The sequence below is a fragment of the Mesorhizobium sp. B3-1-8 genome (genome assembly GCF_006439495.1).
Classification (GTDB): domain Bacteria; phylum Pseudomonadota; class Alphaproteobacteria; order Rhizobiales; family Rhizobiaceae; genus Mesorhizobium.
This window is the reverse complement of sequence record NZ_VFTK01000001.1, coordinates 220738-236762: the sequence shown is the minus strand read 5'-3', so window position 1 is coordinate 236762 and position 16025 is coordinate 220738. Positions and strand designations below refer to the sequence as shown.

Annotated in this window: 18 protein-coding genes; 14 read left to right on the top strand and 4 right to left on the bottom strand. The window is 64.0% G+C overall.

Annotated features, from left to right (window positions below; translation table 11 throughout):
- The first annotated feature begins 2 nt into the window (after window positions 1-2).
- The 3 genes from FJ424_RS01130 (at window position 3) to FJ424_RS01120 (ending at window position 1828) form a co-directional block, all read left to right on the top strand.
- The gene (locus FJ424_RS01130; RefSeq protein WP_140644760.1) at window positions 3-968 is read left to right on the top strand and encodes an ABC transporter permease; all 966 of its coding nucleotides are present in this window, start codon (window positions 3-5) and stop codon (window positions 966-968) included.
- 183 nt (window positions 969-1151) lie between these two features.
- A complete protein-coding gene (locus tag FJ424_RS01125) occupies window positions 1152-1394 on the top strand; it encodes a type II toxin-antitoxin system Phd/YefM family antitoxin (RefSeq protein ID WP_140650566.1) in 243 nt (80 codons plus the stop codon).
- Window positions 1394-1828, top strand: a complete 435-nt coding sequence (locus FJ424_RS01120; protein ID WP_140650564.1) for a type II toxin-antitoxin system VapC family toxin — start codon at window positions 1394-1396, stop codon at window positions 1826-1828. The genes FJ424_RS01125 and FJ424_RS01120 overlap by 1 nt, the downstream gene beginning before the upstream one ends.
- A gap of 24 nt (window positions 1829-1852) precedes the next feature.
- Here FJ424_RS01120 and FJ424_RS01115 read toward each other — a convergent pair whose 3' ends face one another.
- Together FJ424_RS01115 and FJ424_RS01110 are read right to left on the bottom strand one after the other, a co-directional pair.
- Window positions 1853-2692, bottom strand: a complete 840-nt coding sequence (locus tag FJ424_RS01115; protein ID WP_140650561.1) for an amidohydrolase — start codon at window positions 2690-2692, stop codon at window positions 1853-1855.
- A gap of 167 nt (window positions 2693-2859) precedes the next feature.
- Window positions 2860-3648: an IclR family transcriptional regulator gene (locus FJ424_RS01110; protein ID WP_140650558.1), complete on the bottom strand. Its 789-nt coding sequence runs from the start codon at window positions 3646-3648 to the stop codon at window positions 2860-2862.
- A gap of 165 nt (window positions 3649-3813) precedes the next feature.
- Between FJ424_RS01110 and FJ424_RS01105 the strand changes: the two genes are divergently transcribed.
- From FJ424_RS01105 to FJ424_RS01055, 11 genes are all read left to right on the top strand, one after another.
- Window positions 3814-5130, top strand: a complete 1317-nt coding sequence (locus tag FJ424_RS01105) for a sugar ABC transporter substrate-binding protein (RefSeq protein ID WP_140650556.1) — start codon at window positions 3814-3816, stop codon at window positions 5128-5130.
- A gap of 119 nt (window positions 5131-5249) precedes the next feature.
- Window positions 5250-6146, top strand: coding sequence for a sugar ABC transporter permease (locus FJ424_RS01100; RefSeq protein ID WP_140650553.1), 897 nt, complete (start codon window positions 5250-5252; stop codon window positions 6144-6146).
- Between the two features lie 2 nt (window positions 6147-6148).
- Window positions 6149-7015, top strand: a complete 867-nt coding sequence (locus FJ424_RS01095) for a carbohydrate ABC transporter permease (protein ID WP_140644767.1) — start codon at window positions 6149-6151, stop codon at window positions 7013-7015.
- A gap of 4 nt (window positions 7016-7019) precedes the next feature.
- Entirely contained in the window at window positions 7020-8117 is a 1098-nt protein-coding gene (ugpC, locus tag FJ424_RS01090; RefSeq protein ID WP_140650550.1) for a sn-glycerol-3-phosphate ABC transporter ATP-binding protein UgpC, read from the top strand.
- Window position 8118: 1 nt separating this feature from the next.
- Window positions 8119-9231 (top strand): mandelate racemase/muconate lactonizing enzyme family protein, encoded by a 1113-nt coding sequence (locus tag FJ424_RS01085; RefSeq protein ID WP_140644769.1) that lies wholly within the window; start codon window positions 8119-8121, stop codon window positions 9229-9231.
- 10 nt (window positions 9232-9241) lie between these two features.
- Window positions 9242-9571, top strand: a complete 330-nt coding sequence (locus FJ424_RS01080; RefSeq protein ID WP_140650547.1) for an L-rhamnose mutarotase — start codon at window positions 9242-9244, stop codon at window positions 9569-9571.
- Window positions 9564-10637: a Gfo/Idh/MocA family oxidoreductase gene (locus FJ424_RS01075; RefSeq protein WP_140650544.1), complete on the top strand. Its 1074-nt coding sequence runs from the start codon at window positions 9564-9566 to the stop codon at window positions 10635-10637. Before FJ424_RS01080 ends, FJ424_RS01075 begins: the two co-directional genes overlap by 8 nt.
- Window positions 10638-10646: 9 nt before the next feature.
- Window positions 10647-11093: a MaoC/PaaZ C-terminal domain-containing protein gene (locus tag FJ424_RS01070; protein WP_140650541.1), complete on the top strand. Its 447-nt coding sequence runs from the start codon at window positions 10647-10649 to the stop codon at window positions 11091-11093.
- 18 nt (window positions 11094-11111) lie between these two features.
- Complete coding sequence (locus FJ424_RS01065) at window positions 11112-11843, top strand: SDR family oxidoreductase (protein WP_140650538.1); 732 nt, start codon at window positions 11112-11114, stop codon at window positions 11841-11843.
- Window positions 11844-11907: 64 nt separating this feature from the next.
- Window positions 11908-13185 carry an L-fuconate dehydratase gene (locus FJ424_RS01060; RefSeq protein ID WP_140650536.1) on the top strand — a complete coding sequence of 426 codons (1278 nt, stop codon included), beginning with the start codon at window positions 11908-11910 and terminating at the stop codon, window positions 13183-13185.
- Window positions 13186-13252: 67 nt separating this feature from the next.
- On the top strand, window positions 13253-13912 hold the full coding sequence (locus FJ424_RS01055) for a DUF2161 family putative PD-(D/E)XK-type phosphodiesterase (RefSeq protein WP_140644775.1): 660 nt from the start codon (window positions 13253-13255) through the stop codon (window positions 13910-13912).
- 47 nt (window positions 13913-13959) lie between these two features.
- Here FJ424_RS01055 and dgoD read toward each other — a convergent pair whose 3' ends face one another.
- Both dgoD and FJ424_RS01045 read right to left on the bottom strand, forming a co-directional pair.
- Window positions 13960-15108, bottom strand: a complete 1149-nt coding sequence (dgoD, locus tag FJ424_RS01050) for a galactonate dehydratase (RefSeq protein WP_140650533.1) — start codon at window positions 15106-15108, stop codon at window positions 13960-13962.
- Window positions 15109-15122: 14 nt separating this feature from the next.
- On the bottom strand, window positions 15123-15812 hold the full coding sequence (locus FJ424_RS01045) for a FadR/GntR family transcriptional regulator (protein WP_140644844.1): 690 nt from the start codon (window positions 15810-15812) through the stop codon (window positions 15123-15125).
- Window positions 15813-16025 lie beyond the last annotated feature (213 nt).

The window sequence follows — 16025 nt, the reverse complement described above, 5'->3', positions numbered from 1 at the left end:
GGATGATAAGCAACTGGTTCCAGTCCACCAATGCCCGCATCGCCGGTGCCTTCCTGATGGCGCTGCTGCTGCAGATCGTCGGCACGCTGCTCATCCCCGGCTATTCGGCGCCCTTCGCCATCCGCGCGCTGCTGGTCATCGCCTCGCTGCTGGCGGTGGCTTCGATCGGCCAGACGCTGGTCGTCATCCTCGGCGGCATCGACCTGTCCATCCCCTTCGTCATCGGCTTCGCCAATGTCGTGGCGGCCCAGCTTTACGGCCAGGGCTGGAACTTCGCCCTGGTCTGCGTTGTCGTCGGTGTCCTTGCCGTCGCCATCGGCGCGCTGAACGGGCTGATCTCGCGCGGGCTCAACATCCATCCGCTGATCGTCACGCTCGGCATCGGCATGATCGTCCAGGGCGCCGTACTGTTGTGGACCGGCGGTTTTCCATCCGGCTCGGCGCCGCAGGCCGTGTCCAGCTTCGTCTCGATCGGCGGCTCGGTCGGTCCCTTGCCCGTGCCCTTGCTGGTGCCCTGCCTCGTGGTACTGACGGCGCTGATCGTGCTGGTGCTTGCCCGCACGCCCTATGGCCGCCGGCTCTACGCGGTCGGCAGCAACCCGGAGGCAGCGCCCCTGGCGCTGATCGATCCGTTGCGCATGTGGGTCGTCACCTATGCGGCCAGCGCCTTCTTCGCGGCTGTCGCCGGCGTGTTGCTGCTCGGCTTCACCGGCTCGGCCTATGGCGATGTCGGCCAGCCCTATCTCTTCCAAACGATCGCCGCCGTCGTGGTCGGCGGCGCGGCGCTTGTCGGCGGCCGCGGCAGCTATCTCGGCACCATCGCCGGCGTCCTGGTGCTGACCGAAATCAACACGCTGCTGATCGGTCTCGGCTTCCGGCCGTCGACGGTGCAGGCCGCGCTCGGCCTGGTCATCCTGCTTCTGGTCTCGCTCTACGGCCGCGAGCGCCACGTTCGCACGACGGTTTAGATCGAGCGGCAAGCTGTTTGATTCCTGGTCGCCCTCGTAAAATGTCGCACTTGGGCGACTTAGCGTACGACACCTTGGGGTTACAGAGGCTGGTCCAGCCGTCAGTTGATCGCAGAGAAGTATCGTTCTGGAATTGTCCAGCCCGATGCGCTATATGACTATCTACATGGTCAGGAGTGTGACATGAATGCGATCAATCTCGCCGATGCCAAGGCCCACCTCAGCGAACTGGTCGACCGGGTCGAGGCGGGCGATTCGATCGACATCACTCGCCGCGGCAAGCCGGTCGCACGACTCACTGCCGTAGTCGGGCCGCGCAAACCGATCGATATCGCGCTGCTTCGCTCGCTGACGGCAGCGATGTCGGCCCAGTCCCAGGGCGCCGCCGATCTCGTCCGGTCGATGCGGGATGGCGATCGCTACTGATGCTCTATCTCGACACGTCGCTGATCGTGGCGGCTCTCTCGAACGAAACGATGACGCCGCGTGTGCAGGCTTGGCTGACGGAACAGGAGCCGGCGCAGCTTCTCATTAGCGACTGGACCGTCACCGAGATGTCGTCCGCCATGGCGATCAAGCTACGCACAGGACAAATCAGCCTGGAACAGCGCGCCGCCGCGCTTGCCGTGTTTAATAGGCTTGTCGCGGAGAGCTTTACCGTCCTGGGCGTGACGGGCGGGCAGTTCCGAGCGGCAGCGAGGTTTGCCGATCGGCACGATCTTGGACTTCGAGCAGGGGACGCGCTGCATCTCGCCATCGCATCGGAGCATGGCGCCACGATATATACGCTTGATCAGCGGCTCGCCGACGCCGGGCCAGAACTCGGTGTGCCGGCGCAAATGCTCGCTGACAGCGATTAGTTTGCAGGCGAGCTCTTTTTTTGCCTATCCAAGCCGCCACAACTGGCGCGCATTGCCCGAAAGCAGGCGGGCTCGCTCCGCCTCACTCGTGCCGGCAAGCAGTGCATGGGTGGCGGCAACCCAGGTCGTCAGCCCGCCGCCCAGCGTGCAGACCGGCCAGTCGCTGCCCCAGATCACCCGATCCCAGCCGAAGCAATGGATTGTGTGCTCGACATAGGGCCGGAGCGTCTCGACCGTCCACGTCGCCGGGTCGGCATAGGCGACGACGCCGGAGATCTTGGCCGTGACATTCGGCCGCTTGGCGATCGCTTCCATATGCTCGCGCCACGGATGCTCGGCATTGCCCTTGATGTCAGGCACGCCGCAATGGTCGAGGACGAACTGGACGTCGGGCGCGAGGTCGGCAAGCGCGATCGCCTTCGGGATCTGATGCGGCAGCACCACAAGATCGAAGGTCAGGCCGGTGCCGGCCAGCCGCTTGATGTTCCGGCGAAACAGCGCGCCTTCCGAGAGATCGTCGGGCACGACGTGCAGCACGCGGCGGAAACCCTTGACGAAGGGCTCGGCCTTGACCGCTTCCAGATAGGCCTCGAAACCGGCCTCCTCGGGCCGGCAGGAGGCAATCGCTCCACGAAGCAGGCTCCCGGCCCGGCTGGCGACCGATTTCACATAGGCCGTCTCGGCGGCGATATCGGCGGGGTCGACATCGACCTCCATATGCAGGACGCCTTCGATGCCTGAGCGCCGCGCGTCGGCGGCATATTCCTCATAGGAGAAATCGCGGCTGAGCGCCGGCGCGCCGGCCAGCCACGGATAGCGGAGCGCGCTCTGGTCGATGAGATGCAGATGCGTGTCGATGATCATGGCGATGTATCCTCCGTGGCCCGGAGAATGATCCCGAAAAGTTGCAGACTTTTCGGACAAGATCATGCTCCAAAAACAAGGCGTTAGAGCGGGATGACCGGCTGCTTTTGAGCTCATCCCACTCTAAGACACTATCCCGCCGAAAAATCCATTATTCAAATAAGAAATTACTGCGACTGCGGCACATCGGATCCGGCGAGCTGCGAGAGCCTGGCGGCGGCGCCTTGCAGATGCCGAATCGTCAGCGTGATGTCCGGCGCCGTCGGCGCGTTAACCAGGGTGATGTAGGGAATGGTCAGTGCCGCGATGGCTCTGCCGTCGGGGCCTAGCACCGGCGTCGAAAGATTGTAGACGCCGGCGGTCTGCAGCGATGCCATCATCTCGTAGCCCCGGTCGCGCACCTGGTCGAGGCGGGCGAAGAACTCCGGCGTCAGGTTGAGCTGTTCGGTGCTCTGGAGATGCTCGGCGATCATCATCTTGCGCTCTTCGGGTGAGCGGAAGGCGAGCAGCACATGGCCGGAACCGGTGTCGAACAGGCTGATATGCGAGCCGACACGGATCGAGATGCCCCAATAGCGCGGCGCCTCCTGCTGCGCGATGACCACGGCGGCGCCGCGGTCGAACACCACCAACTGGTTGGCCTGCCATGAGGTTTCGGCCAGTTCCCGCATGATCGGCGTCGCGTAGGACACCAGCCTGCGCACAGGGGCGTGCAGCTGCGCCAGCCCGAACAGCTTGAGCGTCAGCGAATACCGGTCGCCGTCGATCTTGGTGACATAGCCGCGCCGCACCAGCCGGTCGAGCATCCGGTAGAACTCGTTCGGGCTGCGGTCGAGCCGCTTGGCGATCTCCGCCTGTGTCAGCCCGCCATCCACGCTCGACAAGAGCTCGAGGATGTCCAGGCCCTTGTCCAGCGCCGGCGCGCGGTAGCGGTCCCCATCTTCTTCCTCTGCCACCTGCCCCTCCAGTGAATTTCGATCTGCATATATGCATGAACTTCATTCCGCTGGAAGCATAATCATCTTGACCCGGGAATGAAAATGCTATTTGCATATGAATGAAGCTCAAGCGATCGGTCACGCACTCGGCGGGCCGTCGCTGCGAGCCCATGGGAGGAGAACATGACGAGACTGGTTCTAGGCATTTCCGCCGGCCTGGCTGGCCTGCTGCTAAGCGGCACGGCGTTTTCGGCCGATCTGCCCGGCAAATTTCCGGGCGTGACGGTCGACGTGAAGCTGATCGGCGGCCAGCAATATGAAAAGCTCTACGAGCGCATCCCCGAATGGGAGAAGGCGACCGGCGCCAAGGTCAACATCCTGACCAAGAAGAACGGCTTCGACATCGACAAGGAATTGAAGTCCGACATCGCCTCGGGCAGCACCAACTGGTGCGTCGGCTGGAACCATTCGTCCTTCGCGCCGCAGTATACGGGCCTTTACACCGACCTCAGCAAGCTCTTGCCGAAGGAAGAGATCGACGCTTTCGTGCCGTCGACGATCAAGGCCGCGACCATCGACGGCAAGCTGGAAATGCTGCCGCGCGCGCAGTTCGACGTCTCGGCGCTCTACTACCAGAAGAGCCTCTACGAGAATGCCGACAACAAGACCAAGTTCAAGGCCAAATACGGCTATGACCTTGCGCCGCCCGACACCTGGAAGGAAGTCACCGACCAGGCCGAGTTCTTCGCCAACCCGCCCAATTTCTACGGCACGCAGTTCGCCGGCAAGGAAGAGGCGATCAACGGCCGCTTCTACGAGATGGTGGTCGCCGAGGGTGGCGAATATCTCGACAAGGACGGCAAGCCCGTCTTCAACTCCGAGGCCGGCATCCGTGCACTCGACTGGTTCGTCAACCTTTACAAGGCCAAGGCGGTGCCGGCCGGCACGACCAACTATCTCTGGGACGATCTCGGCCAGGGCTTTGCCTCGGGCACCGTGGCGATCAACCTCGATTGGCCGGGCTGGGCCGGTTTCTTCAACGATCCGAAGTCCTCGAAGGTCGCCGGCAATGTCGGCGTGAAAGTCGCGCCCAAGGGGTCTTCCGGTAAGCGCACCGGCTGGTCCGGTTTCCACGGCTTCTCGGTGACCGAGAACTGCGCCAACAAGGAAGCCGCCGCCTCCCTGGTCTGGTGGCTGACCAACGAGGACAGCCAGAAGCTGGAAGCCGCCGCCGGCCCGCTGCCGACCCGCACCGCGGTTTGGGACTGGGACTTGAAGCAGGCTGAAAACGATCCTTACAAGAAGGAGGTTCTCTCCGCCTTCCAGGAGGAAGCCAAGCACGCCTTCGCCGTGCCGCAGACGCCGGAATGGATCGAGATCTCGAACGCCGTCTACCCCGAACTGCAGGCGGCGATCCTCGGCGACAAGACGTCCAAGCAGGCCCTGGACGAGGCTGCCGCCAAGGCGACACAGATCCTCCAGGACGCCGGCAAGCTCTAGGCATCGCGCTCGCAAATCGCCTCCCCGGCAAACCGGGGAGGCTGCAGCCTTTGCGGTTGCCCAAATCTCCCCCAGGCTTCGGCCGGGGCTGGCTCAGTCGTTTCTTTCACAGGGTCCCGATGAAGGGCTTCAAGCCATCCGCGCCGTTCCTGCTGCTGCTCCCGGCCATCGTCGTGCTGGCGGCGGTCGTGGTGCTGCCGTTGATCCTGTCGCTCTATTCCAGCTTCACGCCGTTCCGCCTGACGCGGCCCGAGACGTTCTTCGTCTTCGTCGGCTTTCGCAACTATCTGTCGATCCTGTCCAATGCGGATTTCTGGTGGGCTTTCGGCCGCACCGTGCTCCTGCTCACCATCGCGCTGAACCTCGAAATGCTGCTCGGCCTCGGCCTGGCGATGCTGGTGGAGAAGGCGACGCGCGGCCAGCGCATCCTGCGCACGCTGATGATGTTCCCCATGATGTTCTCGCCGATCCTGGTCGGCTTCCAGTTCAAATTCATGTTCAACGACAATATCGGCCTGGTGAACAACGCGCTGCAGTCGCTGGGCATCACGCAGGATGCCATCCCGTGGCTGATCGAAGGCCATCTCGCCTTCATCGCCATCTCGATCGCCGAGATCTGGTCGTCGACCTCGATCTTCGCCATCCTGATCCTGGCCGGCCTGCTCGCCATGCCCAAGGAGCCGATCGAGGCGGCGCGCGTCGACGGCTGCACGCCCTGGCAGACCTTCCGCTATGTCACCTGGCCCTTCGTCATGCCCTTCGCCTATATCGCCATGACGATCCGCTCGCTCGACGTCGCGCGCGCCTATGACATCGTCAAGATCATGACCGACGGCGGCCCGGCCGGCCGCACAGAGCTGTTGTGGACGCTGATCGGGCGCACCGCCTACAGCGACGCCCGCATGGGCCTCGCCAACGCCATGGCTTATTTCTCGATCCTGCTGTCGATCGCCTTCACCGTCTATTTCTACAACAAGCTCGCCGCGGCGCGCGCGCAGATCGGCGCGGAGTGGTGACGATGGACGAGAACGCCTCCGCCCGCCTCACGCGCCGCGCGCTGACCGTCGCGCACCGTGTCGGCCTGTTCCTCGCCATGCTGCTCATCTGCCTGCCGGGCATCTGGATCGTGCTGTCGTCGCTCAGGCCCACGGTCGAGATCATGGCCAAGCCGCCGGTCTGGATCCCGCAAGAACTCTCCTTCGATGCCTATGTCGCGATGTTCAGCGGCATCGGCAAGGGCGGCATCCCGGTGCTCGACTATTTCCGCAATTCGCTGATCATCTCGGTCACCTCGACGGTGATCGCGGTGGCCATCGGCATGGCCGGCGGCTACGCCTTCGCGCGTTACCGGTTCCGCGGCAAGTCGGGCATGTTCCTCGGCCTGATGCTGACGCGCACCGTGCCCGGCATCGCGCTCTCGCTGCCCCTGTTCTTCCTCTATGTGCGGCTGGGCATCATCGACACCCATATCGGCATGATCCTGGCTTATGTCGCGCTCAACGTGCCCTTCACCATCTGGCTGATCGACGGCTTCTTCCGCCAGGTGCCGAAAGACCTCGCCGAAGCCGCGCAGATCGACGGCTGCACGCGCTGGCAGGCTTTCTGGCAGGTCGAATTCCCGCTGGCGCGTCCGGGCATCGCCTCGGCCGCGATCTTCGCCTTCCTCACTTGCTGGAACGAGTTTGCTCTGGCTTCGCAGCTGACCCGTTCCGTCAACTCCAAGACGCTGCCCGTCGGGCTGCTCGACTACACGGCCGAGTTCACCATCGACTGGCGCGGCATGTGCGCGCTGGCCGTGGTGATGATCATCCCGGCGCTGACCCTCACTTACATCGTCCAGAAACACCTTGTCGGCGGTCTCACCTCCGGCGCGGTGAAAGGTTGACTTCATGGCAACGGTTTCGCTGAAAAAGCTCACCAAGCGCTACGGCAACATGGAGATCGTGCACGGCATCGATCTCGACATCGCCGACCGCGAATTCATCGCGCTGGTCGGTCCGTCCGGCTGTGGCAAGTCGACGACCTTGCGCATGATCGCTGGTCTCGAAGACATCAGCGGCGGCACGATCGACATCGGCGGCCGCGTGGTCAACGACCTGGCGCCGCGCTCGCGCAACATCTCCATGGTGTTCCAGTCCTACGCGCTCTACCCGCATATGACGGTGCGCGAGAACCTCGGCTTCTCCTTGAAGATCGCGGGTGCGGCCAAGGACGACATGGACCGGCGCGTTGCCGAAGCCTCCGCCATCCTCGGCCTCGACGAACTGCTCGAGCGCCGTCCTTCGCAGCTCTCCGGCGGCCAGCGCCAGCGCGTCGCCATGGGCCGTGCCATCGTGCGCGATCCTGATGTCTTCCTGTTTGACGAGCCGCTCTCCAACCTCGATGCCAAGCTGCGCACGCAGATGCGCACCGAGATCAAGAAGCTGCACGCCAAGGTCAAGTCGACGGTCATCTACGTCACCCACGACCAGGTCGAGGCGATGACGCTTGCCGATCGCATCGTCATAATGCGCTCTGGTTACATCGAGCAGGTCGGCACGCCGGACGAGGTGTTCAGCCGACCCGCGACCCACTTCGTCGCCGGCTTCATCGGCTCGCCGCCGATGAATCTGCACGAGGCGACGGTGAGCGATGGCAAGCTTGTTTTCAGCGGCGGCGACAGCCTGCCGCTGCCCGGCCAGTTCAAGTCGAAGACGGCGGCTGGCGACAAGGTCGTGTTCGGCATTCGTCCAGACGACTTCTATCCGACCGGTCACGGTCTGAGCTCCGGCGGCGAAACAGAAGTCCACCGCGTCGAGCTGCCGGTCAGCATCACCGAACCGCTCGGCAACGAAACGCTGGTCTTCGCCGAGTTCAACGGCGCCGACTGGGTGTCGCGCATGCTCAATCCGAAACCGTTGAAAGCGGGCGACCGGATCGGCATGAGCTTCGATCTGAGCCGCGCGCATCTGTTCTCCGCTGAAACCGGCAAGTCGCTGAGGAACTGACATGGCGAAAATCGAGAAAATCGAACTGCGCATGGTCGACCTCGTGCCGAAGGTGAAGCGCACGGACGCGATCCAGAGCTTCGTCAGCCAGGAGACGCCGATCGTCACCATTACGGATGCCGACGGCGCGTCGGGCACCGGCTACAGTTATACGATCGGCACCGGCGGCTCGTCGGTGATGCGGCTTCTCGCCGACCATCTGGCGCCGCGCCTGATCGGCCGCGACGCCGACCAGATCGAGGCGATCTGGCACGATCTCGAATTCGCCACCCACGCCACCACCATCGGCGCCATCACCGCGATAGCGCTGGCTGCGGTCGACACGGCGCTTTGGGACCTGCGGGCGAGAAAACAGAACCTGCCGCTCTGGAAGCTCGCCGGCGGCGCCAAGGACCGCTGCCCGCTCTACACCACCGAAGGCGGCTGGCTCCATATCGAGACGCAGGCATTGGTGGACGATGCGCTGGCTGCGAAGGCAAAAGGCTTCACCGGCTCGAAGGTCAAGATCGGCAAGCCACACGGCTCCGAGGACGTCGCGCGGCTCTCGGCCGTGCGCAAGGCGGTCGGCGACGGCTACGAGATCATGACCGACTGCAACCAGGGCTTTTCGGTCGATGAAGCGATCCGACGCGCCGAGCGGCTGCGCGAGCTCGACCTCGCCTGGATCGAGGAGCCGCTGCCGGCCGACGACATCGACGGCCATGTGCGGCTGTCGAATTCGACGCCGACGCCGATCGCCGTCGGCGAATCACTCTATTCCATCAGGCACTTTCGCGAGTACATGCAGAAGGGCGGCTGCAACATCGTCCAGGTCGATGTCGGCCGCATCGGCGGCATCACCCCCTGGCTGAAAGTGGCCCATGCGGCCGAGGCCTTCGATATGCCGGTCTGCCCGCATTTCCTGATGGAGTTGCATGTCAGTCTGGTCTGCGCCATCCAGAACGGCAAATATGTCGAGTATATTCCGCAGCTCGATGAGTTGACGGGCGCCAAGATGCGCATCGAGGATGGTCATGCGCTGGCGCCCAGCGAGCCCGGCATCGGCATCGACTGGGACTGGGACGCCGTGAAGGCAAGAAGCATCGCCGAATTCACCACGGCGATCGTGAAATAGGGAGGCGGATATGCAGCGCATGGGAATGGTGCTGGGCTTGAAGCCCGAGAAGGTCGAGGAATATGTCCGCCTTCACGCTGCTGTCTGGCCTGATGTTCTCGCCATGATCTCGGCCTGCAACATCAAGAACTACTCGATCTACCTGAAGCGGCCGGAGAACTTGCTTTTCTCCTATTTCGAATATCACGGCACCGACTACACCGCCGACATGGCCAAGATGGCGGCCGACCCTAAGACGCAGGAATGGTGGTCGGTCTGCATGCCTTGCCAGGAGCCGCTGCCGACCCGCAAGGAAGGCGAGTGGTGGGCGACGATGGAGGAGGTCTTCCATCATGACTGATGCCTTCGATCCGGCATCGCTGGCGCAGGCCTGGCCGAAGCCGTCGAAGCCGCGCCCGATCGTGACGTTTGGCGCCGGCTCGATCGTCGGCGATGCGCATTTCCCGGCCTATAAGAAGGCAGGATTTCCGGTTGCCGGCCTCTACGATCCGGACCAGGCGAAGGCGCAAAAACTGGCCGACACATGGGGCGTGACGGCGTTCCGCTCGGTCGAGGAAGCAGCGGCGGTGAAGGACGCGATCTTCGATCTCGCCACGCCGCCCGGCCGGCACGCCGAGGTGCTGAAGGCCCTGCCGGACGGCGCGGTGGCGCTGATCCAGAAGCCGATGGGCAACTATCTCGGCGAGGCGACCGAGATCCTCGAAATCTGCCGCGCCAAGCACCTGAAGGCCGCGGTCAATTTCCAGCTTCGCTTCGCGCCGATGATGCTGGCGCTGAAGGACGCCATCGCCAAGGGCTGGCTGGGTGAGGTCGTCGATTTCGACGCGCTTCTGGCCCTCGACACGCCCTGGCAGTTGTGGGAATTCCTGCTCAAGGCGCCGCGTGTCGAGATCGCCATGCATTCGATCCATTATCTCGATCTGATTCGCCAGCTTCTCGGCAATCCGCTGGGTGTGCACGCCAAGACGCTCGGCCATCCCAACCACAAGGTCGCGCAGACCCGCACCAGCGCCATCCTCGACTATGGCGACACGGTGCGTTGCGGACTTTCCATCAATCACGACCACAAATTCGGCCGCCGCTACCAGGCCTGCGAGTTCCGCATCTGCGGCACCGAAGGCGCGGCTTACGTCAAGCTCGGCCTCAATCTCGACTATCCGCGCGGCGAGCCCGATATTCTGGAAATCCATCCCAAGGGCGGGTCGGATTGGGTCAGCGTGCCGCTCGCCGGCGAATGGTTCCCCGATGCCTTTGTCGGCCGCATGGCCAATGTCCAGCGTTTTGCTTCCGGCGAGGACGCCGAGCTTGTCAGCTCCGTCGAGGATGCCTGGCACACCATGGCATTGGTTGAGGCCGCCTACAAATCCAGTGCCGCGCCGGCGACGCCGCTGGCCGCAAAGCCGTAGAAGCGCGTCATGGAACAGACCACTTATTTCGAGGACTATGAGATAGGCTCGTCGCGCCTCACCAGTGGCCGCACGATCACCGAGACCGATTTCGTCGTCCATGCCGGCCACACCGGCGACTTCTTTCCGCATCACATGGACGCCGAGTTCATGAAGACGACGCCCTTCGGCCAGCGCATCGCGCATGGCACGCTGGTCTTCTCGGTCGGCGTCGGCTTGACGGCAAGCGTCATCAATCCCGCCGCCTTCTCCTACGGCTACGACCGGCTGCGCTTCATCAAGCCGGTTTTCATCGGCGACACGATCCGCACGCGCACCACCATCGCCGCCAAGGAGGATGACTCCAAGCGGCCAAACGCCGGACGTGTCATCGAGCGTGTCGAGGTTTTGAACCAGCGCGACGAGGTCGTGCTGGCGGCGGATCACATCTACATCGTCGAGCGACGGCCCGGCTGAAGACGGAGACAAAAGAACATGGCTGATATCACAGGCAAGGTCGTGGTCGTCACGGCGGCCGCGCAAGGCATCGGACGGGCAAGCGCACTGGCTTTCGCCAAAGCCGGCGCCATCGTCCACGCCACCGACATCAACGAGGCGGCCCTGGCCGACCTCGCAAAGACGCCCGGCATTACCACGCGAAAACTCGATGTGCTGAGCGACGACGCGGCGACGGCGGCTTTCGCCGAGATCGGCCGCGTCGATGTGCTGTTCAACTGCGCCGGCTTCGTCCATGCCGGCTCGATCCTCGAGATGAAGGACGAGGATCTCGACTTCGCCTTCAATCTCAATGTGCGGGCCATGATCCGCACTATCCGCGCCGTGCTGCCCGGCATGCTGGAACGCGGCGATGGCTCGATCATCAACATGGCGTCGGTGGCGGGCGCCCCGAAGGGCGTGCCGAACCGTTTTGCTTATGGTGTGACCAAGGCCGCGGTCATCGGTCTGACAAAATCGATTGCCGCCGATTATGTCGCCAAGGGAATACGCTGCAACGCCATTTGCCCGGGTACCGTCGAGAGCCCCTCGCTTCAGGGCCGCATGCAGGCGCAGGGCGACTATGAGGCGGCCCGCGCCGCTTTCATCGCCCGCCAGCCGATGGGCAGGATCGGCACGCCCGACGAGATCGCCGACCTCGCTGTCTATCTGGCCGGTGCGACCTACACGAGCGGGCAGGCTTATAACATCGACGGCGGCTGGTCGATCTGAGGCCGTTCCGGCAGCCAGCGGCGGCGGCAATCCAGCTACGAGGCAGCCCAGTTAAGAGGCAGGCATGACCAAGATCACGGACCTCAGAACCTTCGACCTGCGCTTCCCGACATCGCAAAGCCTCGACGGCTCCGACGCGATGAATCCGGATCCGGATTACTCGGCCGCCTATGTCATCCTCGACACCGATGTCCCATCGCTGAAGGGCCATGGCCTCACCTTCACCATCGGCCGCGGCAATGAGATCTGCTGCGCGGCGATCGAAGCGCTGCGCCACCGCGTCGTCGGGCTCGACCTCGACTGGGTGAAAGAGGACCCCGGCCGTTTTTGGCACCATGTGACCGGCGACAGCCAGCTGCGCTGGATCGGCCCGGACAAGGGCGCCATGCATCTTGCCGTCGGAGCCGTGGTCAACGCGGTCTGGGACCTGTGGGCCAAAGAGGCCGGCAAGCCGGTCTGGCGCCTGGTCGCCGAGATGAGCCCGGAAGAGATCGTGCGCATCGTCGATTTCCGCTATCTCACCGACGCCATCACGCCGGCTGAGGCGCTGGAGATCCTGAAGAAGGCCGAGGCCGGTAAGGCCGGGCGCATCGCCGCGCTCGAGCGCGAGGGATATGCCTGCTACACCACCTCGGCCGGCTGGCTCGGCTATCCCGACGACAAGCTCAGGCGCCTCTGCCAGGAAGCGGTCGACGATGGGTTCAACCACATCAAGCTGAAGGTCGGCCGCGACCGCGCCGACGACATCCGCCGTCTCAGGATCGCCCGCGAGGTCATCGGCCCGGACCGCTATCTGATGATCGACGCCAACCAGGTCTGGGAGGTCGACCAGGCGATCGACTGGCTGAAGGACCTTGCCTTCGCCAAGCCCTTCTTCATCGAGGAGCCGACCAGTCCGGACGATGTCGCCGGCCACGCGAAGATCCGCAAAGCTATCGCGCCGATTAAGGTCGCGACCGGCGAGATGTGCCAGAACCGCATCATGTTCAAGCAGTTCATCGCCGGCGGCGCGATCGACGTCGTGCAGATCGATTCCTGCCGCATGGGCGGGCTGAACGAGGTGCTGGCGGTGCTGCTGATCGCCGCCAAGTTCGGCCTGCCGGTCTGGCCGCATGCCGGCGGCGTCGGCCTTTGCGAATATGTCCAGCATCTGTCGATGATCGACTATGTCGCCGTGTCAGGCAGCAAGGACGGACGCGTCATCGAATATGTCGACCACCTGCACGAGCATTTCCTGGAACCCTGCGTGATCCGCGATGCCGCCTATATGCCGCCGGCTGCGCCCGGTTTCTCGATCGAGATGAAGGCTCGGTCGATCGAGGATTACCTGTATCACGCCTGAAGCATCGGCGCTGCAAACCGTGCCGCGGCACGCGACCGGACCGCCGCGAATCGGCTATGCCTGTCGCATGCAGGAAACATCCCTCTACGAGCCGGTGAAGCGGTTCCTCGAGAGCATGGATTTCGCCGTCAAGGGCGAGATCGGCGGCTGCGACGTGGTCGGCGTGCGCGCCGGCGAGCCGCCGGTTGTCGTCATTTGCGAATTGAAGCTGCAGTTCAATCTCGAGCTTGTTTTGCAAGCCGTCGACCGCGCGGCGGCCTGTGACGAGGTCTGGCTGGCTGCTTTGATGTCGGCGCGCGGCAAGGGCAGGGAGCACGACCGCCGCTTCCGCGCGCTGTGCCGCCGTCTCGGCTTCGGTCTGTTGGGCGTCGGCAAGAAGGGCGAGGTCGAGCTGCTTCTCAGTCCCGCCGCCCTGCCGCCGCGCCGCGATCCCAGGCGGCGCTCGCGCCTGGTCGAGGAACATCACCGCCGCAAGGGCGATCCGTCCGTCGGCGGCAGCACGCGCAGGAAGCCGATCATGACTGCCTACCGGCAGGAGGCGCTGGCCTGCGCCGCCGCCATGGCCGACGGCCCGAAACGGCCGCGCGACCTCAAGGCGCTTTCGCCGCGCGCCGCGACCATCCTGCAGCATAATTACTATGGCTGGTTCGCCCGCGCCGAGCGCGGCATCTATGCACTGACAGAAGCCGGCCTTGCCGCGATCACACCCGCGGCGGTGGTCTTATAAGCTATTGGGTGACGAAAAATTCGCCGGCTTACCACTCGGCGCCCGGCTTACCATTCGGCGAACGAACCGTCCTTGTGGCGCCAGACCGGGTTGCGCCAGCGATGCCCTTCCTTGGCGCGCTCCTTCACATAGTCCTCGTCGATCTCGACGCCCAGGCCCGGGCCGTCGGGAATGGCGACATAGCCATCCTCGTAACGGAAGACATCCTTATTGGCGGCATAGTCGAGCAGGTCGTTGCCGGCATTGTAGTGGATGCCCAGGCTCTGCTCCTGGATGAAGCAATTGTAGCTCACGGCGTCGAGCTGCAGGCAGGCGGCCAGCGCGATGGGCCCAAGCGGACAATGCGGCGCCACCGCCACGTCATAGGCTTCCGCCATCGCCGCGATCTTGCGGCATTCGGTGATGCCGCCGGCATGCGACAGGTCTGGCTGGATGATGTCGACGACAGCTTCCTCGAACACCGATTTGAAATCCCAGCGGCTGTAGAGCCGTTCGCCGAGCGCGATCGGCGTCGAGCCGAGCGCGGCGATCTCCTTCAGCGCCTCGCGGTTCTCGCTCAGAACGGGCTCCTCGATGAACATCAGCCGGTAGGGCTCCAGTTCCTTGACCAGGATGCGCGCCATCGGCCGATGCACGCGGCCGTGAAAGTCGACGGCGATGCCGATATCGGGGCCCACCGCCTCGCGCACCATGGCAACCCGCTCGACCGCGGCATCGATCCTGTTATGGCTGTCGAGGATCTGCAGTTCCTCGGTGCCGTTCATCTTGAGCGCCTGGAAGCCGCGCGCCACGACATCCCTGGCGCCGGCGGCAACTTCGGCCGGCCGGTCGCCGCCGATCCACGAATAGACCTTGATCGTCTCGCGCAGCTTGCCGCCGAGCAGTTCATGCACCGGCACGCCGAGCGCCTTGCCCTTGATGTCCCATAGCGCCTGGTCGATGCCGGCGATGGCGCTCATCAGGATCGGCCCGCCGCGATAGAAGCCGCCGCGATACATCACCGTCCAATGATCCTCGATCAGACGCGGATCCTTGCCGATCAGATAGTCGGCCAGTTCCTTGACCGCCGCTTCGACCGTCAGCGCCTTGCCTTCGACCACCGGCTCGCCCCAACCGCTGATGCCGGCATCGGTCTCGATCTTGAGGAACAGCCAGCGCGGCGGAACGATATAGGTGGTCAGAGCGGTGATCTTCATGCGGTCGGCCGGTCTCAGTTGTTTTTCAGTTTCTTGGCGCTGACGAGGTCGCGTGCGGCGAGATCGAGTATCTTGTTGGCCGCGTTTCGCGCAGCGACAGCGTCGCGCATCCGCAGCGCCTCGACCACCTCGCCGTGAGCCGCCGCCGCTTCTCTGCGCCTGACCGGCGAGATCGTCGCCGTGGCTTCCAGCGAAAACAGCAGCGCCGTGTCGATCAGCTTGCCGATCTGGCGGAAGATCGGGTTGTGGCTCGCGCCATAGACGATCTGGTGGAAGACGATGTCGGAGCGCGAGAATTGCGTCAGGTCCTCGCCGGCGCCGGCCATGCCTTGCCAGGCTGCTTCCAGGTCGGCGATCTCCTGCAACGTCGCGCGCGTTGCCGCGAGTTCGGCGACCAGCGGCTCGATGGCGCGGCGGGTTTCGAGGATCGCGTCGAACAATTTGTCGTCCAGCGCATGCGGCGCATGCCAGGCCAGCACCTGCGGATCGATGATGTTCCATTTGTCCTGGTCGCAGACGACCGTGCCGACGCGTGGCCGGGACAGCACCAGCCCCTTGGCCGCCAGCACCTTCAGGGCTTCGCGTATGACGGTGCGGCTGACGCCATATTCGATGCCGAGATCGTTCTCGGTCGGCAGCGACGATCCGGCCGGATAGCGGCCCGAGAAAATGTCGGAGGCGAGCGCTCTTGTCACATCCGGCATGACGCGCGGGCGACGCGCCGTCTCGCGCGCCTCCGTTGCCTCGTCAGCCTTCTTCGGTGTCTCGTTCACCTCAGCCCCTCCTCCAAGGCAGCGAACCCTGGTTTGCGCGCTCGGCCCGGCCTTAGCGGATACCGGTGATTTGCGCTAGCGCTACTGAGCGGACTATTTAAATCATTTATCATACCAGATCAATTGACGTGTATGATGAAATTG